This is a genomic window from Undibacterium paludis, from assembly GCF_022568815.1.
Lineage (GTDB): Bacteria > Pseudomonadota > Gammaproteobacteria > Burkholderiales > Burkholderiaceae_D > Undibacterium.
On the sequence record NZ_JAKZHX010000002.1, the window covers coordinates 134,659 to 158,776 of the forward strand.

A 24,118-nucleotide genomic window follows, 5' to 3' on the forward strand; every position below is an offset into this window, starting at 1 on the left:
TGTATGTGATTTGTTGATCAAATTGCTTGAGTCATTGCCAGCAAAAAAACAACATCCAGGTTTCGTCAATTTGTTCTTTGTAGTGTTTGACACAGTATCTGTCGTAAGCAGCTGGTACGTTTGAAAACGTAGAAGGAGATCCGGCATGACGGCTGTAAAGTTCGGACTATCCACACGCACAGTCGGTCTGTACTGGCTTGCGGGTCTGCTGGTAACCGTGACATTGATCGCCGCTTTCTATATCTGGCTCATGCAATCAAGCCCTTCGGTTGCAAAATCACCTCTTGAACAAATTGTCATTGCCACCAATACGGAATACGTGGGTACCTGCTCCATAGTCGCCGCAAGAGAGCAAGGCTATTTTGCCCGTGAAGGCATACTCGTCCTTATTCAATCTCATTCCAGCGGCAAAGCAGCAATGGAAGCGGTATTGCAAGGGCGTGCCAACGTGGGAACCGTGGCTGATATACCTGTCATGTTTGCCGGTTTTGACCAAAAACCGGTCTCGGTTCTTGCCACCATTTTCAAGACAGAAAAGGATCACGGCATCGTCGGGCGCAAGGACAGGGGAATACTTGAGCCTGCCAGCCTCAAGGGTAAGCGCATCGGCGTTACCTTAAGTACTTCAGGGCATTTCACCCTGAGTGCCTTCCTCAACCGGCAGAAGCTGTCAGCCAAGGATGTTACGATGGTTAACTACAAACCCGAAGAATTTGCTGATGCACTGGTTCGTGGTGACGTAGATGCTGTGGCTTCCTGGGAGCCTTTTCTCAATACCATGATGGGGCGGCTCGGTAGTAACGGCGTTGCCTTTTATGGCAAGGATGTTTACGAAAGTCTGTATAACGTCGTTGCCATGCGCAGCTATATAGCGGCGCACCCTGATATCGTCAAAAAATTATTGCGCGCTCTGGATCTCGGCAGTCGTTTTTGCAATGAAAAACCAGAAGTAGCCAGGCAACTGATGAGTGCGGTCAAAAAAACAGACGCCAAAAGTGCTGATGGCTCATGGGCATCATACCGTTTTGAGGTCGGCCTCGATCAAGGCCTGCTGCTTGCATTGGAGGATCAGGCAAGATGGGCGATCAAAAACAAGTTGACCAATAAAACCGTAGTGCCGAACTACCTTGATTACATTTATCTTGATGGTATGGAATCCGTCAAGCCTGCTGCAGTTACCATCATTCATTGAGATAAAAAGTGAAAATTTCCACTCGCTTGAAACTCGCGGAGATCATTTCGCTATCCATTGTGGTGGTTATTGCCGTTATTCTGCTCTCAACCACCTTGCAAATGAAGCAGGAAATTGCCAAAAACGAGGCTGCTGACGAACTCTTCCAGGCTGTTACTTCTTTGCGTTACCTGACACTTGAGTATGCATTGCGCCATGACGAACGTACCCGGGCACAGTGGCAGTTGCGTAGTACATCCTTATCCAAGTTACTTGACAGTACGGAAGAATTCACCAAATCCACAGACAAAGTGGTGCTGACAGAGTTAAAACGCACCAATGGCAACATAGAAAAACTATTTTCCTTGTTGGTCAGCAACCATCAGGAATTGTTGCGTGAGCAGGACAAGGCAGAAATACTGGAAGAGCTTGAAACCCGGTTGTTGGGGCAAATCACCAACAAGACTCAGGCAATGATATCTGACACCTTGAGTTTGTCCGAACAGAGCAGGGTGGGGGCTTTGAATGCTCAGCAGAGTGCTTTCAATGCAGTGATACTTTTTGGCGGTATTGTCGTGTTGGTTGTTACGGCAACGATCTACGTCACGCTGAGAAGCGTCACGCGTCCTCTGGAAAAACTGCGAGAAGGAATAGCCAAAGTTGGTGCTGGTAACCTTAACTTTACGCTTGGATTCAAGGCACAGGATGAGATTGGCGATCTTGCCCGTGCCTTTGATAGCATGACTGAAAAATTGAAGTTAACCACCGTATCGCGTGATGCGCTGGTCGATATCAATGAAGCCTTGCAGGTCGAAATCATAGAGCGTCAGCAAATTGAGAAAAAAGCCCAAGCACAACTGGCGCGCTTAAATTTGCTGCATCAGATTACGCGATCAATCGGCGAGCGTCAGGACTTGCGCAGTATTTTCCAGGTTGTTATCCGTAGTCTTGAAGACCACCTGCCGGTCGATTTCAGTTGCGTATGCCTTTACAACCAGACGCAAAACCAGCTGGTGGTGACCAGTGTCGGTTTGCACAGCGAATCACTGGCACAGGAATTGGGCATGACCCAGGGCACTCATATTGATATCGATGAAAACGGACTGTCCCGTTGTGTGCGTGGACACCTGGTGTATGAAGCGGATATCAGTGGCGTTAATTATCCCTTCCCCCGCAGATTGGCAAATGGCGGGTTGCGGGGACTGGTCCTGGCGCCACTGAGGGCTGAAGCCACTATCTTTGGTGTGCTGGTGGTCGCCAAGCGGGACGCACATTGTTTTAACAGTGGTGAGTGCGAATTTTTAAGACAATTGAGTGAACATGTGGCGCTTGCGTCCAATCAGGCGCAGTTATATGGAGCCTTGCAACAGGCGTATGACGACTTGCGCCAGACCCAGCAATCCGTCATGCAGCAAGAACGATTACGCGCATTGGGGCAGATGGCCAGTGGTATTGCTCATGATATAAATAACGCCATTTCGCCGGTAGCCCTATATACGGAATCCCTACTTGAGACAGAAAAAAACATCAGTGTAAAAGGACGAAACTATCTGCAGGTGATCGCTCGTGCGATTGATGATGTGGCAGCTACCGTTGCGCGCATGCGTGAATTTTATCGCCAGCGTGCGCCGCAACTGACCTTGACACCAGTCAACGTCAATAACCTGGTGCAGCAAGTCATCGACCTGACCAGGGCTAGATGGAGTGACATGCCGCAGCAACGTGGCATCGTGATTACCGTACAAACTGAACTGATGCCTGACCTGCCAGAAATCATGGGGGTACACGGCGAGATCAGGGAGGCACTGACCAATCTGATCTTTAATGCCGTTGACGCCATGCCTGAAGGTGGCATCCTGACGCTACGCACACGCGTTGCTGAAAATCTGCTCGAATCAACCAAAGAAATCATCCTCAAGCAGGTTCATATCGAGGTCAGCGATACGGGGGTAGGTATGTCTGAAGACATACGCCGTCGCTGTCTGGAGCCATTCTTCACCACCAAAGGCGAACGGGGAACTGGCCTGGGCCTGGCCATGGTCTATGGCATGATAGAGCGTCATAGCGCCAACATAGAGATACTGACTGAAATCAACCAGGGTACGACCATGCGCCTGAGCTTCCTGGTGCCCACCGTTATGAATGATGTGGTCAAGACGCCGTTAACAGTGGGTATTCCTACCCACAGACGCATATTGGTTGTTGATGACGATCCCATGGTGTTGAAATCATTGCGCGACATTCTGGAAATTGATGGTCACAGCGTCATTTCGGCTGACGGTGGCCAGGCCGGCATAGATTCCTTCAACGATGCTCACGGTAGTGAAGAGCCGTTTTCTGTTGTCATTACGGATTTGGGCATGCCTTACGTTGATGGACGCAGACTTGCCAACTCGATCAAGCAGTTGTCACCAAGCACACCTATCATCATGCTGACAGGCTGGGGACAAAGACTGGTGGATGATGGTGAAACCCCGTCCCATGTTGATTGCGTGCTGAGCAAGCCGCCAAAATTGTCGGAATTGCGTGAAGCCTTGCGAAAAATATTATAGTTGCCTCTTTGCTTTTTTATCAGGCAAACCCAGTAAGCAGGGGAAATTCAAATGAAAAAGCGTTTATGGCAAGACAGTCTTTGTGTAGTCCTTGAAAAACCGGACGGCGCTTTCTCTGTCTCGCAATATTGGCGCTGGCATAGCGTCTCGTTATAATCAGTCCCGCAGTTGCCCATGTGGCGCTGTCGTAGACTTTACCTTCATCCAACGCATCCTTTGTCGAGAGGATCCCAGCAGGGAGTGTCTCGGCGCATAAAGGAGCTTTGGCATGTCATTATTTCCCCCATCTTTTTTCTATTCCCGTACATTCCCCCCCATTCGGCATATCCACGTTTGTAAAATCTGCTGACCTGGTTTTTGCATTTCTTACGGTAGTTTCCCCAATTCACGTCCATCGTAGAGACAAACATCATGGGCGTGCTGCGTGTGACGGCGGCATTATTGCCGATACTAAAAGGGCGTCCGAATGCAACGATCATGGTGACCACTTCCAATCTCGCCTTCGTGCCTCGCCCCGATTTTCCGACTTATTACGCCAGCAAGGCGCTCCTGCATTCCTGGCTGCAGTCTTTGCACCATCAACTATGCCATGTCCCCGTCAAAGTGCTCGAACTTGCTCCGCCTTACTACAGACAGAGTTGACTGGCGACCAGCAGGCAACTGATCTGCGCGCAATGCCACTTGCCGAGTATGTGACAGAGGTCATGCTGTTGCTGGAGTCGGGGGATTGCCTTCGCGGGGAAGTACTGGTCGAGCGGGACAGGGCCAGGCGTTGGGCCGAGCGTGATGGTTGCTACGACGCTACCTTTACCACCATGAATCCTATCAGATGATTTCTACCTGATCGAACTTGGGTAAATCTTTGGGTCTTATGCAAGAGGAGGGGCTGTTTGAAAAATCTGCCATCCTTGCCATGTTGTTGTGACTGGCAGCGGGGCAAGTTGGTGGCAGGTGTGGATCATGCCGCCTTGTGAGTGTCACTATTGGTTGCGCGTTTCTCACTGTCGCCAATTCGGACGTGATTGATGCATGTGGAATGTATCAAAGCGCCGCAAGATGTAAGACATTTGTAAGAGCAGTGAATATTCGGTGCTGTTATATGGCGATTGAGATTGAGTAATGGCAGGGCGCAGGTTGATGCATTAAGTATTAAATCTTGAAGCACAACTGCATTTCTGCAGTCTTGCGTAGCACTGCGGGATTTTGGTACAAGACAAAAACCAGCAAAAAACCTGGTATTGGCAAGTATTACGTTTACTCACACTTTGTACTTTTCGTTTTTTTATGTGGGGCTTTTTCAATTGTAATGGCTATATCGCCATTCTGTCAGGAGCATGTCATGCCACATATTAAATTATCGCTGAGCCTCAAGTCCCTGTTCTTCTTTGTCTTGGGTATCTTGACGCTTCTGGTGATGGCGAAGGTCGAGCTTCCCTTGCTTTTTGGCCAGGACGAGAATTGGGAAAGAAAAATTGAAGCATATCGCTGGATACTTCATATCCATGCGTTTGCCGGTAGCATGGCCCTGTTCATCGCTCCATTGCAGTTCTTGTTCGATTTGCGCAGCATGCACCCGCGACTGCACCGCAAGCTGGGGCGTATCTATGCTGCATCGATCTGCATTGCTGCCCCACTGGCATTCTGGATAGCAATCATGTCTCTATCTTCAGCAGAAAAATGGACTGCCTGTGCACAAGCAAGTCTTTGGCTCTATGCCACTATCGCAGCCGTGGTCACCGCGATACATTCGCAATTTGATCGCCATCGCATCTGGATATTGCGCAGCTATGCACTGACTTGTACTTTTGTTTTGACACGATTTTTTGTAGATGTGCTGGGCATGCATTTTAGCCAGGCTTTGGGTGGTAATGCTGGCCTGACTGTTTCATCCAGCATTCTGGTATGGATATGTGCAGACTTGATCGCTGTCAGGAAGCATACCATGGCATGGGAAGGATGATGGCCATGGAACTGGACTGTTTCAGACTTGATTATTTTCTTTTGAATTCTTGACTTAAACATCCACTGGCAGAGTGAAAAAAATCGCTGGCCTGGCCTATGAGACTGGTGAAATCTATTTGCCCGCCATGATGTTCAATGATAGCTTTTGACATACTCAGGCCCAGGCATGTACCGCTTTTTTTATTGAAATCAGAAGAGATAGTCTGGGATTTCACCAGACTCGTTGCGCAACGGGGTAAGCATGAGGATATGGGTAGTGTTGATGCCGGCTGCCGTGACAGCGACCTCTGTGCGATGTGTTGTTCCTTGTCGTATCACGTCGTCAGACAGGCGCATATGTTCTTCCGCCTTATCCCATGGAAAGAGATAACACACACTTGTACCGATCAGCCTGGTAATGTTCGCTGGTTTAAAAAGCCTTTCATATTCCTTGTTTGCGTAGAGATAATTTCCATGTTTATCGCGCAGGCAGACTGCGGACGCCGTACAGTCCATGACGGCTCGTAGCCTATCCACAGATTGAAAATACATGAGCCCAGTGCCGTACCAGGCAACAGACGATAATCGCCTGTCAATATGGCAATCACGGAAATGCCTGCCGGTGGAAAGACGGTAATGGCATGGCCGGGAGGGATCGCCAATAATAAGGCAATACGTCCAAACAGGGCATAGCCAAAGGCCAATAGCAGGTTCCTCATGCCAGAGAGAGTGCATTGTTCAAGGACGATGGGGGCAATATACCTGACTCCCCATAATGAACGCCTCATGACGAAGAAATGACTTTAAATATCTATATGACCTAAAGCAAGCCATTGATATTCTGTTCATTATGTGAATCCATGCTACGTCTTTGTGAGCGCCAAGGTATCAAGCACCTGGTCTTGTGGTATCGGGCGGACGCGAAGGTTTGTACGACGACATGCATAGTGCCATCCGCTTCTTGTTCATTGAAATCACTGAAAAGCTGCGAAACCATGTTGAAAGGACTCAATTGCATTGTATTGCAAAAAATTACATATTTCTATCATTTGTGTTTAGTAAAAACTATAAACATCATGCAAATATGAAACTGGAATTGCATGCCAGTCCATAGAGCGGTATATATAGAAACTGCAGTTTCCTAATCAAGGTACAGGTGAGATTGACTTCTATCATCGTGCTCGGATAAAGCCACCAAATCAAAGAAGGATAAATAACACCTGGCAAGTGCAACATGTGCAGTCAAACCTAAACTACTTATATCACTATGCATGCGACTAATACAAAAACACAATGGGGACAATTTTTACCACTGGTGACAGTGTTTTTCTTCTGGGGTTTCGTTGCCGCCAGCAATGACATTCTCATCCCTGTCTTTAAACAAGCCTTCCATCTTAGTCAGGAACAAAGTCAACTCGTGTCCCTGGCTTTCTATGTGGCCTATACCGTGGGCTCGCTCATCTATTTACTGGTTTCGCACTTTATTGGTGTTGATCTGGTCAATAAACTCGGCTATAAAAATGGCCTGGCGCTCGGATTGCTGATTTCTGCCGCAGGTACACTGTTGTTCTTGCCCGCAGCTAATACTGGTTCTTTCTCATTGATGTTGTCCGGCTTGTTTATTGTCGGACTGGGATTTTCGCTGCAGCAGACTGCCGCCAACCCTCTGGCGATAGCTCTGGGCTCATCCGAGACTGGTTCGCAAAGGCTGACTCTGGCCGGCGGTGTAAACAATTTTGGCACTACGATAGGTCCACTCATCGTCAGTTTTGCCATATTTGGTGCACCTACCAGCATGAATCGTGAGCTTAGTATAGAGAGTGTCAAATTCCCCTATCTGATGCTGGGCGCAGCCTTTCTGCTGGTCGCCATCATGTTGAAGTTTTCGTCTTTGCCAGACCGCCCGGCCATACCGGCTAATGAAGGCGCGGGGCATGCCTCGGGCAAGCAATCGGCACTGCAATTCCCGCAGCTCGTCATGGGCATGCTGGCCATTTTTGTCTATGTGGGTGTGGAAGTGTCTACTGCCAGTAATCTGCCTGCCTATATGGAAAGCAAACTGGGCTTGCAGACCAAGGATGTTGCACCATTTATTTCTCTCTACTGGGCGAGCCTGATGATAGGACGCTGGACCGGGGCGGTTGAAGCTTTTGATGTACAGGCTGGCTTGGGCAAATTTTTCAAATTCCTGGCACCCTATCTGGCTTTCAGCGTATTTCTCATCGTTAATGCAATTGCCCAGCATGAGCTCAGTCAATTTTATGTTTATGCTGCCATTGTGTTGATACTGATCGCTGCCGACATGCTTAGCCAGGGCAATCCAGCCAAAATGCTGGGTATTTTCTCTGTATTGGGGGTTGCTGGCTTGCTCACAGGTATGAGTTCCACAGGCATGGTCAGTGTCTATGCCTTTACCAGTATAGGCCTGTTCTGCAGCACCTTGTGGCCTTGCATTTTTACTCTGGCAATCAGCGGCCTGGGCAAGCACACGGGGCAAGGGAGCAATTATCTGATCATGATGATTATGGGAGGCGGCATAGTCAGCTGGCTACAGGGATTGGTGGCTGACAAAATAGGTATACAGATGAGTTACCTGGTGGGAGTGGTTTGCTTTGCCTACCTCGCCTTTTATGCCTGGAGGGTGCAGGGTATCTTGCGTGCTCAGGGAATCAAGCTTGGCAAAACTGGCGCAGCCGCACATTAGGATTATTTTTTGAACAAGCATGGCGCACCGTATCCGGGGCGCCTTTTTTTTATTCTATTTGCTTGATGTGCAGGGCTGGCGCAGGATTAGTCTATTGTCAGAGCAACTTATGCCATCTTGTTTACTAAAATTAATAAACTGAGGCAAATTTCCAGCCGCTGATTGACCCTCATTTTTGGCGCCTGTATAAAAGAGATACTCTGAAAGACGCAGCATTTCCTGGCGATTTGGAGGCTGTCAAAAAAAGCTGATCCGTTTATTAAACCTTCTTTCAAGGATGTAGATCCGCAGGCAAATGCTGAAGATTGAGTGGTGTTGATAAACACAAAAAATGAAATAGCAATATAGAAGATGAATACCCGCTTTCAAGATAAAGAAACTGACATGAACAGCAAGGAGTTCACCCCATGAGTGTGACCATACGTGATATTGCACAGGCTACCGGACTGTCGATTGGTACGGTATCACGCGCATTAAAGAACCAGGGGGGCTTGACAGAAGAAACGCGCGTACGTGTCAGTAAAGTCGCGCGCGAGCTGGGCTATGACTTTGGTAATCTCAAGCAGGGCAGGATCAGGCGTATCGTTTTCCTCTTGCATCGTCAGCACAATACTTTGTCAAGCAGCCCTTTTTTCTCTCCCGTATTGCATGGCGCCGAAGAGGCTTGCCGCAGAGAGGGAATTGCACTTTCTTTCGTAGCGATAGGCCCTTCGGAACCTGTCATGGAGCAGATACGCCTGCACCAGCCAGATGCGATCTTGTGTGCCGGCTTTTTCGAGCCGGAGTTGCTACAAGCGCTGCTGCATACCAGCAAACCTATTGTGCTGGTAGATATGCGCTTGCGTGGTTATACATCGATCAATCCGGACAATCGGTTGGGTGGGTACCTCGCTACTCGCCATCTGATTCAGTCAGGCCGCAAGCGCATCGCCATGATCTCCGGATCGATGGCGCATTTCAGTATCCAGGAGCGGGCACGTGGTTTTCGCCAGGCGTTGTATGAATCCAAGACCTTGGCTGATCCCAGCCTGGAACTCAGTATTCCTGATCCCAGTGACATTGAAAATGGCGTGCGCGAAGCCATGCGTGAACTGCTGAGCCTGACTCGTCCGCCTGACGCTGTATTTTGCTACAACGATAGCGCAGCCCTGACAGCGTTGCATTACTGCCTGGACCTGGGCATGAAGGTGCCGCATGACATCGCCATAGTAGGCTTTGATGATATCAGCGCTGCTGCCAAGTCTATTCCTCCCCTGAGCAGTATCAGGGTGAACAAAGAAGCACTTGGTGCTACCGGCGTAGAACTATTGATGCGCAAACAAACTGACGAAATTGTAGAAAAAACCCTGGCCGTTGAATTGATCGTACGCGAAAGCAGCTGTGACGATTAAAACATGGATTGTTACTCTGAGTTGATACTCCCATTACCATCACATTAACCTGTATGCATTCTTTTCCTGACTTCAAATCCATTTCAGTCCTGACTGACCATATCAGTGACACGCTGAGTTTTTACTATCCGCGCAGCGTTGATGCCAGTGGCGGCTTCTATCACTACTTCAAGGATGATGGCAGTATTTACGACAGGCACAGTCGCCATCTGGTCAGCAGTACCCGCTTTGTCTTTGTGTATGCCATGGCCTATCGCCATTTTAAAAATTCTGTCTACCTGGAGCAGGTACGACACGGTGTGAATTTCTTGCGGCAAGTACACCGGGACACGGTAACCGGAGGGTATGCCTGGCAACTACATTGGGAGAATGCAAGCAAGACAGTCACTGATGGTGACAATCACTGCTACGGTCTGGCCTTCGTGATGCTGGCTTATGCCCATGCCCTGATGGCTGGTGTTGTAGAAGCACGCGATTATCTCGACGAAACCATGGAATTGATGGAACGCCGATTCTGGGAGCCGCAACATGGTCTGTATGCCGACCAGGCCAGCGCCGACTGGCAGTATCTGGACAACTATCGTGGGCAGAATGCCAATATGCATGCATGCGAAGCTTTGCTCGCTGCTTACGAGGCGACTCATGACCTGCATTTTCTACATAGGGCCGAGACAGTGGCGCGCAATATCACGTTGCGCCAGGCCGCGCTGGCAGATGGACGTATCTGGGAGCACTACGATGTCAACTGGAACATAGACTGGAACTACAACCTGGATGACAAAGCCAACTTGTTCCGCCCCTGGGGTTTTCAACCAGGCCATTTTACCGAGTGGGCCAAGCTATTGCTGCAACTGGAAAGTCATTCTCAGCATCTGCAACATGACAAGGAATGGTTATTGCCAACTGCTGAAGCTTTATTCCAGAAAGCCCTGCAATTTGCCTGGGATGAGCAATACGGTGGCATCTGCTATGGTTTTGCACCCGATGGCAGCATATGTGATGGCGACAAGTATTTCTGGGTACAGGCCGAATCCATGGCCGCGGCGGCTTTGCTGGCCAAACGCACAGGCAAGCAAAGCTATTGGGATAGTTACGAACACTTGTGGCAATACAGCTGGCAACACATGATAGACCATGAGTTTGGTGCCTGGTACAGGATTCTGTCGCGACAGAATCACAAACTCAGCGATGAAAAGAGTCCGGCTGGCAAAGTAGATTATCACACCATGGGTGCCTGCTATGAAATCCTGCGCGTCTTAAAGGAGGAGCAGCATGTCGGCTGATTTTCCCGTCATGCTCAGTGCCGGGGAGGCACTGACTGACATGATTGCCTGCGGTCCAGGCCAATGGCGCAGCGTTGTCGGTGGCTCGACCTGGAATGTTGCTCGCAGTCTGGCCAAACTGGGCCTGGCAACCGGCTTCGCCGGGGCAGTCAGCCAGGATTTGTTCGGACAGGAACTGGTGCGAGCCAGTACTGACGCCGGACTGGATTTGCGTTTGCTGCAGCAGTATGATCGTCCTCCGTTGCTGGCTATCGTCGGTGAGAGTACGCCGCCAAACTATTTCTTCATAGGCAGTGACAGCGCCGATTTGCATTTTTCTCCTGAACAGTTGCCGACGGGCTGGAGTTCACGCTTGCAATGGGCGCATTTTGGTGGCATCAGTCTGGCTCGCCAACCGCTGGCAGGCAAACTCCTGGGCCTGGCCCGTCAATTGAAGGCGCAGGGTGTATGCATTAGTTATGACCCGAATTTCCGTAACAATATGAATGCAGACTATGACGCCGTCCTGCGTGAAATGGCCCAACTGGCAGATTTGATCAAGGTTTCTGACGATGATCTGCGAGGCCTGTTCCGTTGCCAGGACGCAGACTATGCATTCACGCAATTGCGCGCCATTAACCCTGCCGCCAAGGTTTTATACACTCGCGGTGAGGCGGGAGCTTCACTGCATGCAGATGGCCTGGCATGGCAGGCAGAGGCACTGAAAGTGCCGGTTGTTGACACCATAGGTGCAGGCGACGCCAGCATTGCCGGTTTTATCTACAGTTCATATATGTACCCGGAAAGAGAGCCAGCAAGTCACCTGCGCTTTGCCCTGGCTGCCGGTGCAGCTGCCTGTCTGGCCGCAGGAGCGCAAGCGCCAGGTCTGGAACAAATAGAGGCCTTATTTAATGGCCCGGACAAAAAATAGAGCCATATTAGTGATAGAGGAGAACAAATTGCTTATTAAACTATTGCCCCGCATACTGCTGGCGGCCACCTTGGGTATCAGCAAGCTGAGTCATGCGTCCACACAGGAGGTAGTCACAGAAAAAGAAGCAGCACAACTGGCGCAGCAAGTAAAAAACGAAACCAGGCATGCCTGGCAATCTTACAAACGCCATGCCTGGGGGCATGATGCACTGAAACCTCTGAGCAAGTCCGCACATGACTGGTATGCCAGGTCATTGTTGATGACACCGGTGGATGCACTCGATACCTTGTTGCTGATGGGTCTGAAGAATGAGGCGGACGAAGCACGAGAGCTGATTGCCAGCAAGCTCTCTTTTGACCAGGATATGGAAGTCCAGAACTTTGAAATCACCATACGCCTGCTGGGTGGCTTGCTGTCATCCTACCAGATGACCCAGGACCCGAGATTGCTCAGTCTGGCAAAGGATCTTGGTCAGCGCTTGCTGCCAGTGTTTGAATCACCCACAGGCATGCCATATACCCACGTCAATCTGCGTACTGGCAAGGTGAGTGGCAAAGTCAGCAATCCGGCTGAAACGGGCACCTTGCTGCTGGAGTTTGGCATGCTGAGCAAACTGACTGGTAATCCTGTTTATTATGACAAGGCCAAACGGGCATTGGTCGCTACCTATGAGCATCGTTCCAAACTGGGCCTGGTTGGCTCGGCCATTGACGTTGAGACTGGCACATGGATTAACAAAGATGCCCACATAGGCGGTGGTATTGATTCTTACTATGAATATCTCTACAAATGCTGGAAATTGTTCGGCGACCAGGATTGTAAAAACATGTGGGACAGCAGTATTCCGGGTGTCAACCAGTATTTGGGCGACGAGGTGCGCGGCGAGTTGTGGTATGGACATGCCGACATGGAGACCGGTAGCCGTAAGGCCAGTCAGTATGGCGCCCTTGATGCCTTCATGCCGGCGTTACTGGCATTGGGGGGAGATGTCGATCGCGCAAAACGACTGCAGGAATCCAATTTGAAAATGTGGCGCCTGCATGGCACGGAACCGGAAGCACTGAACTACCAAACCATGCAAGCCACATCGCCAGAATATGCACTACGTCCCGAAATCATTGAGTCTGCCTATTACCTGTATCACTACACAGGGGACAACAAGTACCGTGCAATGGGCAAGGAGTTCTTCCGTGATTTTGTCAAACGCTGCCGTAGTGAGGTCGGCTTTACCGCGCTCAAGGATGTGCGTAATGGCAGCAGGGAAGATTCGATGGAAAGCTTTGTGTTTGCAGAGACCTTCAAATACTTTTACCTGTTATTTGCACCCAAGGCGACCATCAATTTTGATGCTGTCACCTTCAACACTGAAGCGCATCCATTCAAGCAAGTACAACAAACAAAATAAACTGACCGCTTCCCTGGCGGCAGCATGACAAAGGCAGGAGACAAATTGAATATACGATCAACCTTGAGACATGCGACTGTCGTCGGCGTGATGGTGATGCTGACCAGCACCAGCGTGACCGGCATTGCATATGCAGATACAGCGAGAGACAAGAATTTCCCTGTTAATACTTTTATCGGTACCCAGGATGACGGCAACACTTTTCCTGGGGCTGTTGCGCCCTTTGGCATGATACAGCTCAGCCCCATAGGTGAACACTACTCTGGCTGGCGTTATACAGACCCTAAAATTCGTGGCTTTGGTCATTCCTTCCTGTCGGGTGCAGGATGCTGGGAGCAGGGGGGGCAACTCTCTGTCCTGCCCGTGACAGGAAGCATCAAGTCTGGCGGTAATTTTGATACCAGTAAGGCCGGCAGTTTTGACCAGAAAGTTTATGGTTCCAACTACTCGCACGATGGTGAAGTGGGGCAGGCTGGTTACTTCAAAGTCAGACTTACTGATTATGGCGGCATTACTGCTGAGACTACGGCGCTCACCAGAGCCGGCGCAGAGCGCTATACCTTTCATGAGAGTACAGAAACAGGCCATGTCCTGGTCAATATTGGCCAGGCAAATGAACGTCATTCGGTAGTAGGCAGCCATCTGCAAGTCATAGATGATCACACGGTAGAAGGCAAGATAGTTACTCGCAGTTTCTGTGGCGGTGCCCAATACACGACCTGGTTCAGGATGGAATTTGATCACGCTTTCCGTACGCATGGCATCTGGAATGAAAGCGGCGGAACGGAAGCCAGCATGCAATTGAGCCAGCAGGGCGACAGCAAACCCCATGGCGCCTGGTTCAGTTTCGATCTGAAGTCTGACAAAGCTGTCACCGCCATCAGTGCCATTTCACATGTTGATGCTGAAGGTGCACGACAAAATTTGCGTGCAGAAGGCAAGCTCAATGGCAAGCTACGCAGCTTTGACAACATGCGCAAACAGGCACAGGATGACTGGAACAAGGAATTGTCCAGTGTCAGGATAGAAGGCGCCAATCCTGATGATCGCATCGTTTTCTATACAGCGCTTTACCATGCATTGTTGCAGCCGCTGACAGGCAATGACACGGATGGACGTTACCGTGGCTATGACGATGTCATCCACAAAGTGGACAAAGCAGCTAATTACTATGAGTTCTTTTCACTATGGGACACTTACCGTGCGCAGAATCAGCTCATCGCATTGCTGCGCCCAACCAGGGCACGCGATATTGCCGATTCAATCTTGAAAATACAAGAACAGGCCGGCTGGTTGCCGCGCTGGGGTTATGCGAATTTTGAATCGAATGTCATGACTGGTGACCCAGTGACACCTTTCCTGGTTGACCTGTGGCGCTACGGTGCTCTGGCCGGCAAAGAAAAAGCCGCTTATGCAGCACTGCGTCAGAATGCCTTTGACGTACCCAGCTTCAAATTGCGATCAGAGGGGCGTGCTGGCAATCCACAATACTTGCGCGACGGTTTTGTGCAATATGACAAAGGCTTCAGGGCAAAGGGTATGGACGTCGATCCCCATCATGGGGGTTCGGCAACCCTGGAATACGCTGTAGCCGATGGTGCACTTTCCTACATGGCAGAGGCGCTGGGTGAAAGGGGTGATGCTACCTTGTTGCGTCAGCGTGCACAGAACTGGCGCAAGTTGTGGGACAAGGACGCAATTGATAAAGAACTGGGATTCAAAGGTTTTCCCCGCCCCCGTCTGGAAAATGGAGCCTGGTACACAGAGCTGCAGGGACATTACAATCCGCGTGCCGAACAAGGTTTTCATGAAGGTACGGCATGGCAGTATCAATGGCTGGTCCCCCAGGATACACAAGCTCTGTTTGCCGCAATGGGCGGTCGCGAGTCAGCAACCAAGCGACTGGATGCCTTCTTTGCCTTCGACGAAATCGAGAAAAACGATTACCAGGCAGTACGCAAGGATTGGGTCGTCGGGCCATACAGCTACTATAATCAGTACCGTTACAATCCCAATAATGAACCGGATTTGCATGCCCCCTGGATGTATACATTGGCAGGCCAGCCCTGGAAAACCACGACAGTCTTGCGTGCCGCAGAAACCCTGTTCAGCAATGCCCCCAATGGCGTGACAGGTAATGACGATCTCGGCACCATGTCCGCCTGGTATATCTTCAGTAGCCTGGGTATCTATCCCTGGATGCCGGGCAGTGGCCAGTTTTTGCTGCATGCACCCAAATTTTCCAGGGTCGATCTTGATCTGGGAAATGGCAAGACGCTCAGTATAGAAAGTAAGGCAGCAGCACGTACGCCCATCCGGTATATCCACCAGGCGCAGTGGCAGGGCAAGCCGCTGACACGGGTATGGCTATCCTGGGAACAGATACAGGGTGGTGGCAAACTTAGTCTGGATTTAAGTAGTGATGACAGGGCCAAGTCCTGGGGTAGTAGCTTGCAGGCTCTGCCACCCGGTGCTTTGGATAAGTAGTTAGAATAGTTCAAATTTTTTGAAGCAGTAAATTTAAAAGCAGGGCCGATCATGGTCCTGCTTTTTGTTTTTTTAACTGCCCAAGGTACATTGTTGTGATGTACCGCCCTAAAATTTGGGCTGCTGGTGCAAAGCAGGCACCTCTGTGACACCGCTTTCTGCAACCAGTGCAGTCAGATTGTCCAGTCTGATGCCTGCACTGGCCATGACTATGTCATAGAGCATGACTTCACGCTCGGCCTCGGTAGAGAAAACCAACAGGATGTCTGCCATCGGTTAGTCTCCAGCTTGCATATGCCAATCTGCCTGATAACAGATTAGTCACGTCAATTTCACGTCAATACTTGAGAGTAATTTTTCCAGCACTGTTGGCGATCGTGACACCAGGTAAATTCAACTCTTTATCCCCCTTGCCAAGAAAACCTGCACGATGCATCGACACAGGGAGCGTTTTGTCATCCAGTTCTACACTGCCGACATCATGAAAGCCGTGCAGGAGGATTTTCAGTTTGTGGAATTTGGACGTATGTTTCCCTTCGACGGCACCGAATTGTATTTCCCTGTGCTCTGGTATGAAATTGATCTGACGCTTGTAGTACTGCCCATTCTGGTAGTCATAGGATTTTCCGTCATCTTCGTAATAGCTGACGCTGCTGCCTTGTGGCCCATGATATATATGGATGAACAAAGTATCGTCTGGTTGCTGTGCCGTACTTTGTATCAGTGACTGCGTGGTAACGATGCTGCCAGCCTTGACGTAGACCGGCAATCGCTCCAGGTGCAGCTCCAGTGCTTTGGCTTGCCTGCCATGCTCCAGTTGGTCACTGTACAAGTCATACCAGTCACCCTGAGGAAGGTAGAGACGGCCAAATTCCTTGCTGCTGGCGAAAGGTGCGACCAGGAAGGCGTCGCCAAACATATACTGATTTTGGTAGTACCTGCTATATATCTGCTCATCATGGGTGTAATCTATCGCCAGTGAGCGCATGATGGGCATGCCGGAGGTCGCGGCCTGGTAAAAACAGGAATACAGATAAGGTATTAGCTGATAGCGCAAATTAATATAATTGCGACTGATATTGAGCACGTCTTCGCCATAAGTCCATGGTTCGGAAGAGCGACTGTCACTGGCGGCGTGGTTGCGGAAATAAGGAGTGAACGCACCAATCTGCATCCAGCGCGCATATAGTCCAGGCGTGGGCGTGCCTGTGAATCCACCGATATCCATACCGGTAAACGGCATGCCACTCAGGCCCAGGCTGTTAAGCAGGCGTATGCCAAGCAACATATGCTCTTCATCAGCTGTATTGTCGCCAGTCCAGATCGCTGCGTAGCGCTGCAAGCCAGCATAACCTGAGCGTGACAGGATGAAGGGGCGCTCTCCCGTGGCCTGCTTCATCCCCTCATGACTGGCTCTGGCCATTTGCAAGGCATAGACATTGCGGCCCTGCTTGTGGGTAGTGATGTGTCCATCATAATCGAAGAGGATATTGTTGGGCGTTTTCTGGCCCCAGGTGGATATCTCATTCATGTCATTCCATAAACCAGCAACGCCCTGTTTTGCATAACTGGCGACTTCAGCCTGCCACCAGGCACGGGTTGCAGCACGGGTAAAGTCAGGGAAATGCACCCAGCCTGGCCATACTTCGCCAGAATAGGGCGTGCCATCGGCATAACGAAGGAACACATTTTGCTGCATGCCCCGCACATAGGTGGCATAGTCAGGGTCTATCTTGATGCCAGGATCAACAATCACAGTGGTTTTGAAACCCAGATCAGCCAGTTTATCGACCATGCCCCTGGGATTGGAAAAAGCCTGCTTGTCCCAGGTGAAAACCCGGTAGCCGTCCATGTAGTGAATGTCCAGGGTGATACCATCTGCCGGGATTTTCTTTTCGCGCAAGGTATGGGCTATGCGCATCACTTCTGCTTCAGGATAATAAGACCAACGGTTTTGTTGGTAGCCAAGGCTCCATAAAGGTGGCAGAGGCATACGCCCGGTCAGCTCGGTATAGGTGTGGATAATATCTGCCACGCGGGGCTGGAAGATGAAGTAGTAGTCAAGCTCACCGCCCTGAGCAGAGAACGAGGAAAAACGCTTGTTGCTGGCGCCAAAGTTGAAGTCAGTCTGGTAGCTGTTATCAAAGAAGATTCCATAACTCATGCCATGATGGATACCTATGTAAAAAGGAATACTGGCGTATAGGGGATCAGTTTCTCCGCTATAACGAAACGCATCAGTATTCCAGTTAGTGTAGGCACTGCCACGTCTGTCGAGATTGCCGGTTTTTTCTCCCAGGCCGATAAAGCGCTCACCCTCTTGCAAGGTCTTGTAGCTGCTGACTTCATCGCCTATCCATGCATTCGACAAACCGGGTTCATCCTGGTTGATGAGTATGCCATCTGGCGTTTCAAAACGTACAGAAAATGGTCGCTTCTGTATTTTTACCTGCAAGGCGGCAGTTTTCAAAACCAGTATGTCTTCAAGCTCATTGAGCTGGAAATCTGTCTTGCCGGGCTTGGCGATGACTGCATAAGAAAAATCGGCTCCCAAAGCTTTTTTATCCATACGTACCCGTATGACACCAGGTGAAAATACCGTGAGCGCCACATGGGCATGTTCAGTCTCTATAGCGATGCCATCAGCCGTGCGTACAAGCGATGTCAGCTTACCGGCCTGCATAACGGGTTGGGCAAAGCCTTGATTTGTCACCAGTAGCAGACCGGCGCTACAGAGCAGGACTGGCAGGGCTTTTGTGAAATTTGGTAATAGAAGAAATTTTCTTGACACTTGATTTCCTTTCTAAGGTTGCGTCGATTGCAGCTCTGCCAGGTGACGTATGTGCAAGCTATCGCGTAAGGTAGTCAGGTTTTGCGTACTATCCAGACGCAGAGAAATGTGCTCGCCGGGGAGCAAGGTCAGGGCATTGTCCGATAAGTCATGTTGATGCTCGCCAAAATCCAGCCAGACTGCACGCGCTAATCTTTTTGCGTGCAAATCCAGACGATAATGGTCAGCCTCTGCCACAATCGTCACTTCCAGCCCGGGGTCGGGCAATTGCATGAACTTGGATGGCTGCAGATAGGCAATGCTGCGTGCTATGCTTTTACCTTCCCTGATCAACTCTGCCACGACATAGGTGGTTTTGGTATCTGTCTGCGGTGGCAAATCTGTATCCTTGATTTGTGCCAGTTCCTTGGTGCTGTTTGCAGGCAGTCTCAGGGGTAAGGTTTCATCACGCAAGACTTTGCCATTTACATCCATGATGCGCAGCCGCCATTGCAGGTTTTGCTCTTGCTGCAAATCGGATAGTGCACTTAACCGGGTGACACCCTTGTCATGCAAGGCTGCGACTGTCAGTGGCGCGAAGAATCGCCTGGCATGAAAATGCAAAGCCTTCCAGTGACCAAAATAATCGACGCTGGACCAGGAGGCACCGGGCCACACGTCATTGAGTTGCCAGTACAGCGAACCCATGGTGCGTGGCATGCTGCTGCGGTGGTGCAGGGATGCCATCTCTATACCTTCAGCCTGCATCAACTGGCTCAGATAAATAAAGTCCGCAAAGGTTTTTGGTTCATGGTAATTGGCGCGTATGTAGAGCAGCAAACGTTGGTTGCCTTCACCGGCCAGGAACTTCTGGTGGGCGCGAATCAGCGGACCATCTATCTTTTGTTCACTACGGGCTGCAAACGCATCGACTGTGCGTTGTACCGGCCAGGCTTGCAAACCGAATTCCGACATGAACCTGGGTGTCTCTGATAAATACGATTCGACTGCTTGCGAACCGGCCCATACATCCCAGTAATGTTTGTCACCGCTGTTACTATCATTGGCCTTGCCAGCGAGATCATTGCTCGGCGAACTGGACCAATAAGGTACACCCGCACCATAACGAGCAACCTGTTCACGTAAATCCTTGCCAAACAAGGCCACATAGCCAGTCCACACATGTTCTGCGAAAATCGGGTTTTCTTCAGTGAGTTTTTTTCCTATTCCCCAATCCTTCCAGGCTGTTTCTTCTTCATTGTTGCCACACCAGAGTACGATACTGGGGTGGGTGCGCAAGCGCAGCAACTGATCCTTTGCTTCGGCGACGACATTCTCGCGGAATTTTTTATCATAGCCAGGGACTACGCCACCACCGAACATGAAATCCTGCCAGAGCATCAAACCGAGCTCATCTGCCATGTCGTAAAAGGCATCACTTTCGTAGTAGCCGCCACCCCATAGCCGTAACATATTCATGTTGGCATCCCTGGCTGACTGCAAAATCGCGCGCATTTGCTCAGGCTTGACGCGGTTGGGGAACATATCAAAAGGGATTAAATTAGCACCTTTGGCAAATACAGGTACGCCATTGATGACAAAGCCAAACGACTGTCCCCATTGATCTTTGTCGTGGCGCAGTTCGACCTGGCGCAAGCCAGTGCGTTTTTTGACTCTGCTGATCAGTTGCTTATTCCTTTTTAGGCTGAGGTCAAAACCATACAAGGCTTGCTCACCCATGCCATGCGGATACCAGCGGCGTGGATTGTCGAGTTTTATTGGTAGTGACAGTTGGTTGTACCCCTTTTTTACACCGGTACGCATGCTTCTGGACATAATTTGTTTGCCATCCGGATCACTGATATGCACTTCCAGTTCAACTGTAGTATCTTGATCTGACTGTATCGCTAACCTGGCTTGTAAGTCTGCCGCTTCTGCATTGAGCTTGTCTTGCTGTATATGAAAATCCTGCAGCAATATATCGTCGTAGCTGGTAATTTTTACTGCGCGCCAGATACCGGCGGTGACATACCTGGGCCCCCAGTCCCAGCCATAGTGATAACCAGGCTTGCGGGCAAAATTCCCGGTCATGGCATCACGTGGCTCATCACCAAATGGCGATGGATAGTTGCCCGCCAACTTGATGGGCATGGCTTGCACTTGTGGTAGCAGCCTTTGTATGGGTGAATGTAAAATGAGCTTGATTTCATTTTGACGTTTTTTTAACAGTGTTTTTGCAGGAATGACCCAACGGCGGAAGGCATTGTCCGTTGTGGCAATTTTCTTGCCATTCAAATAGATGTCTGCAAAAGTATCTATACCTTCAAAAACCAGATCCTGATGTCTGGCGTTGAGGTTTTTTTCGTCAAGATCAAATTCCAGTTTATATTCCCATGCTGCATTGCCTATCCATTGCAAGCCAGCTTCGGCATCGCCGGCATAAGGATCGGCAATCAAGCGATGCGCCAGCAAATCAGTGTGGACATGACCAGGTACTTGTGCGGCATGCCACTGTGCAGCTTTGACATATTTGGTTGAGGCTGGGTCGTCGGGTAGCAAGCGAAATGCCCAGTTGCTGGATAAATCCTGTTCATGGGTGGTGGTTGCTGCGGCAGGTATGTGTGTTAACAGACCGGAGGAGGCAGCCAGAAAGGCTAGGCAGGTATTGCGCAGGCAACGCCTGAGAGATGCGGGAGAATACCGGAAGGTGGTCATGTTGAATCTCTGCATAAAGAAAGAGCATGGGTATTTCAAATAAGCAAGCGCACGACAAGGTCCATATGTAGCTGGAAATGGATGACAGGCAGTTTATTTCTGCAAGGTATTGCGGATAACGCTACGCTGTATGGCGCTGCGCCTGCCCTCGGGGGTAACCGTCAGTACCTGTAAAACTCTTTCCTGTCCAGGTGGGGCCGCAATCTGCAATGGGTGAAAATACTGGTGTGAGCTGGTATCGGGTGCGGTCCCGTCAAGGGTGTAATACATCTTGCTGCCCTTTACAGGGGGGAATAGTGCCAGTGTATAGGTTTGGTCTTTCGCATTGATTTGCGCTGGCATGCCACCAGGTCTGGGAATACGATATGCCAATCCTGCTTGCTGCAACCTGGGGTAATGACTGACCAGCCTTTGTTGGAAGCCGGAGTAATCCTTTCTTGCCGGTGCTGTCCATGCCACTTCTGCCATGGCGAGCAGGCGAGGGTAGGTCATGTATTCAATCATCTCTGGCTTGTTCAGGTATTCAGTCCAGATATTGGCTTGCACTCCTTTGATATGATCTTGTTCTACATCATTGAGAATGCCAGGTACGGGATTGTAGGCATATACTTTCTCGATGGATAATTCGCCCCCAAGCCCCCATGATTCCTGTTCGCCAGGGCCTTGGCCAGCATCAAAATAGCAATGACTGGTCGGGCTCATGATGACATCATGGCCTTGTCTGGCTGCCGCAATACCGCCATCTTCTCCACGCCAGGACATGACGGTGGCGTTGGGCGCCAGACCGCCTTCCAGAATTTCATCCCAGCCTATCAGGCGCCTGCCTTTGCTGTTGATGAATTTTTCTATGCGGCGGATAAACCAGCTCTGCAATTCTTCTTCATTCTTGAGGCTTTCGCGTCGCATGATGTCTTGCGCCAACGCGCTATTCTTCCAGCGTGTTTTGGGAACCTCATCGCCACCAATATGCAGGTACTGGCCTGGGAACAAGGACATGACTTCGGTCAGCACCTTTTCCAGAAACACGAAGCTGGCCTCGCTGGGGCAATAAATATCTTCAAATATTCCCCAGTTGGTTGCCACATCAAATGGTCCAGGTGTGCAAGCGAGTTCAGGGTAGGCCGCCAAAGCAGCCTGTGCATGACCTGGTAGTTCTATTTCTGGTACTACCGTGATATGGCGGGTGGCTGCGTAGGCAACCACTTCCTTGATCTGCTCCTGAGTATAAAATCCACCATATGGTTTGCCGTCTCCCAGGTAAGGCTTTACATGCCGTCCAAGCGTGCTTTCTTTGCGCCAGGCGCCGACATCAGTCAGTTTTGGATAGGCTTTTATTTCAATTCGCCACCCCTGGTCTTCGGTCAGATGCCAGTGGAAGGTATTCATCTTGTAGAAAGCCATCTGGTCGAGAAATTTCTTGATAAATTCCATGCTCACCATGTGTCTCCCAACATCCAGGTGCATGCCGCGCCAAGAGAAGCGCGGGCTGTCGACAATGCTGACAGCTTGCAAGTGCGCAATGGAGTTTGCCTTGACTGGTATCATTTGCAACAAGGTTTGCGTTCCATAGAACTGCCCGGCCGCGGCCCCTTTCAATTCGATGGAATGTGGCTGAATTGTCAGTGCATAGGCTTCAGCCTGATTTTGCTTACCCGCTTCATCCTGTTCTGTCCTGAAAAGCACATAATTACTTTCAGTCTTGTCAGGTAATTTTTGTATGACAGCCAGTCTGAAACCCAGAACCTGCTCCAGTCTGTCGTTGAATAAACCAGCGTTCGTCAAAGCAACTGCATCACTGACGAACAGGCGGGTCTTGTCAGACAAGCGAAACTGACCGCGCCCCAACTGTTGATGAAACGGTTGAGGAATAAGTGTTAGCCTTGCCGGTTTCTCAATTCGCTTTTCCAGTGGTTTTGCAATTAAATTTGTACATAGGGCGCCGCATAGCGTGAGAACTGCCAAAACCTGGTAAGACATAGTGGAACTCCAATCAAACTGAAATGGAAACGCCAGAACAGATCTGGTGCGATGGCTGAAAGATTGGCCATCTTTATTGATGAATTTACATCAAGTAATCACGCTCAAACTTCTTTGACTGCATCAGGAAGGAGATGTCCATTATTTTGCTGCCAGATATGTGACTGGTCTTTTGAGTCTACCCAGGACAGTTGTGGTTCATGCGAATCCTTGCTCTCCAAGTACAAGGGTAATTTGTTGTCCATATGATTCAGCGATGCTGAGTGTTCTTGTGTACAAAAAAATGGAAGAGATACAAGGCGCTGTTGATGGGTCATTATTGTCTCAATGGCATGGTTTAATAAACGCAAGTATTTTTTGTTTTTGTCATTTTTTGCACTTGTGCAAGGCTTTTTCTTGATGAGATTTATATCGCGTCAACATGCTTACTTCAATCGAATCAAAAAAATGACTGCTTGTTTATAACGTTCACTAAACAAAGGAGCTGTTATTTCAGGCCGAAACACACATATGGCAGGTGGAGATTTCGCTCTTACTGATCACGTGTACTTGATATTTCCACGTCCTTTGACATCAATGCTGCCCCTTATCCGGGTGTTAGTTGCGCCAATTGGGTATTTGTATTTGGGGGAGGGATTTTTTCAATCTGTGATTAAAGAAGAACAGCGATTGCCTGATCGAGGAGTAGGTTGATGATGTACACCGCACTTGCACCATTCACTCAGGTACAGACATTTTAACGAGCAAGCCAGACGTCAATGGATGTAAGCCAGGACCAAAAACGAATGGAAAATGTGTCCTGAAAAATT

At 49.8% G+C, this 24,118-nt stretch carries 17 protein-coding genes; 11 read left to right on the forward strand and 6 right to left on the reverse strand.

Translation table 11 applies throughout. The features are described from left to right. Positions 1 to 145 precede the first annotated feature (145 nt). The 5 genes from LZ463_RS05230 (at position 146) to LZ463_RS05250 (ending at position 5,683) form a co-directional block, all read left to right on the forward strand. Positions 146 to 1,192, forward strand: a complete 1,047-nt coding sequence (locus LZ463_RS05230; RefSeq protein WP_241454534.1) for an ABC transporter substrate-binding protein — start codon at positions 146 to 148, stop codon at positions 1,190 to 1,192. A gap of 8 nt (positions 1,193 to 1,200) precedes the next feature. Next, the gene (locus tag LZ463_RS05235) at positions 1,201 to 3,723 is read left to right on the forward strand and encodes a response regulator (protein WP_241454535.1); all 2,523 of its coding nucleotides are present in this window, start codon (positions 1,201 to 1,203) and stop codon (positions 3,721 to 3,723) included. Positions 3,724 to 4,134: 411 nt separating this feature from the next. Further along, complete coding sequence (locus LZ463_RS05240; RefSeq protein ID WP_241454536.1) at positions 4,135 to 4,365, forward strand: SDR family NAD(P)-dependent oxidoreductase; 231 nt, start codon at positions 4,135 to 4,137, stop codon at positions 4,363 to 4,365. After that, positions 4,362 to 4,556, forward strand: coding sequence for a hypothetical protein (locus tag LZ463_RS05245; RefSeq protein WP_241454537.1), 195 nt, complete (start codon positions 4,362 to 4,364; stop codon positions 4,554 to 4,556). Before LZ463_RS05240 ends, LZ463_RS05245 begins: the two co-directional genes overlap by 4 nt. A 506-nt stretch (positions 4,557 to 5,062) precedes the next feature. After that, entirely contained in the window at positions 5,063 to 5,683 is a 621-nt protein-coding gene (locus LZ463_RS05250) for a DUF2306 domain-containing protein (RefSeq protein ID WP_241454538.1), read from the forward strand. A 191-nt stretch (positions 5,684 to 5,874) separates the two neighbouring features. Here the strand turns inward: LZ463_RS05250 and LZ463_RS05255 are convergent, their stop codons facing one another. After that, the gene (locus LZ463_RS05255) at positions 5,875 to 6,180 is read right to left on the reverse strand and encodes a PAS domain-containing protein (RefSeq protein WP_241454539.1); all 306 of its coding nucleotides are present in this window, start codon (positions 6,178 to 6,180) and stop codon (positions 5,875 to 5,877) included. Further along, positions 6,072 to 6,383 (reverse strand): hypothetical protein, encoded by a 312-nt coding sequence (locus LZ463_RS05260; protein WP_241454839.1) that lies wholly within the window; start codon positions 6,381 to 6,383, stop codon positions 6,072 to 6,074. Before LZ463_RS05260 ends, LZ463_RS05255 begins: the two co-directional genes overlap by 109 nt. Positions 6,384 to 6,931: 548 nt before the next feature. Between LZ463_RS05260 and LZ463_RS05265 the strand changes: the two genes are divergently transcribed. From LZ463_RS05265 to LZ463_RS05290, 6 genes are all read left to right on the forward strand, one after another. After that, entirely contained in the window at positions 6,932 to 8,368 is a 1,437-nt protein-coding gene (locus LZ463_RS05265; protein ID WP_241454541.1) for an MFS transporter, read from the forward strand. Between the two features lie 407 nt (positions 8,369 to 8,775). Continuing rightward, positions 8,776 to 9,759, forward strand: coding sequence for a LacI family DNA-binding transcriptional regulator (locus LZ463_RS05270; protein ID WP_241454543.1), 984 nt, complete (start codon positions 8,776 to 8,778; stop codon positions 9,757 to 9,759). Positions 9,760 to 9,812: 53 nt separating this feature from the next. Further along, on the forward strand, positions 9,813 to 11,042 hold the full coding sequence (locus tag LZ463_RS05275) for an AGE family epimerase/isomerase (protein WP_241454545.1): 1,230 nt from the start codon (positions 9,813 to 9,815) through the stop codon (positions 11,040 to 11,042). After that, the gene (locus tag LZ463_RS05280; protein WP_241454547.1) at positions 11,032 to 11,952 is read left to right on the forward strand and encodes a carbohydrate kinase family protein; all 921 of its coding nucleotides are present in this window, start codon (positions 11,032 to 11,034) and stop codon (positions 11,950 to 11,952) included. Before LZ463_RS05275 ends, LZ463_RS05280 begins: the two co-directional genes overlap by 11 nt. A 28-nt stretch (positions 11,953 to 11,980) precedes the next feature. After that, positions 11,981 to 13,360 carry a glycoside hydrolase family 47 protein gene (locus tag LZ463_RS05285; protein ID WP_241454548.1) on the forward strand — a complete coding sequence of 460 codons (1,380 nt, stop codon included), beginning with the start codon at positions 11,981 to 11,983 and terminating at the stop codon, positions 13,358 to 13,360. Positions 13,361 to 13,405: 45 nt separating this feature from the next. After that, positions 13,406 to 15,847 carry a GH92 family glycosyl hydrolase gene (locus tag LZ463_RS05290; RefSeq protein WP_241454549.1) on the forward strand — a complete coding sequence of 814 codons (2,442 nt, stop codon included), beginning with the start codon at positions 13,406 to 13,408 and terminating at the stop codon, positions 15,845 to 15,847. 108 nt (positions 15,848 to 15,955) lie between these two features. On the opposite strand, the gene LZ463_RS05295 is transcribed toward LZ463_RS05290, so the two are convergent. The 4 genes from LZ463_RS05295 to LZ463_RS05310 all read right to left on the reverse strand — a co-directional run bounded on the left by LZ463_RS05295 (position 15,956) and on the right by LZ463_RS05310 (position 23,309). Continuing rightward, the gene (locus LZ463_RS05295) at positions 15,956 to 16,120 is read right to left on the reverse strand and encodes a hypothetical protein (RefSeq protein ID WP_241454550.1); all 165 of its coding nucleotides are present in this window, start codon (positions 16,118 to 16,120) and stop codon (positions 15,956 to 15,958) included. Positions 16,121 to 16,184: 64 nt separating this feature from the next. Further along, a complete protein-coding gene (locus tag LZ463_RS05300; RefSeq protein ID WP_241454551.1) occupies positions 16,185 to 18,638 on the reverse strand; it encodes a glycoside hydrolase family 31 protein in 2,454 nt (817 codons plus the stop codon). Positions 18,639 to 18,650: 12 nt separating this feature from the next. Continuing rightward, a complete protein-coding gene (locus LZ463_RS05305; protein WP_241454552.1) occupies positions 18,651 to 21,332 on the reverse strand; it encodes a beta-mannosidase in 2,682 nt (893 codons plus the stop codon). 93 nt (positions 21,333 to 21,425) lie between these two features. Further along, complete coding sequence (locus LZ463_RS05310; protein WP_277623946.1) at positions 21,426 to 23,309, reverse strand: beta-N-acetylhexosaminidase; 1,884 nt, start codon at positions 23,307 to 23,309, stop codon at positions 21,426 to 21,428. Positions 23,310 to 24,118: the final 809 nt, after the last annotated feature.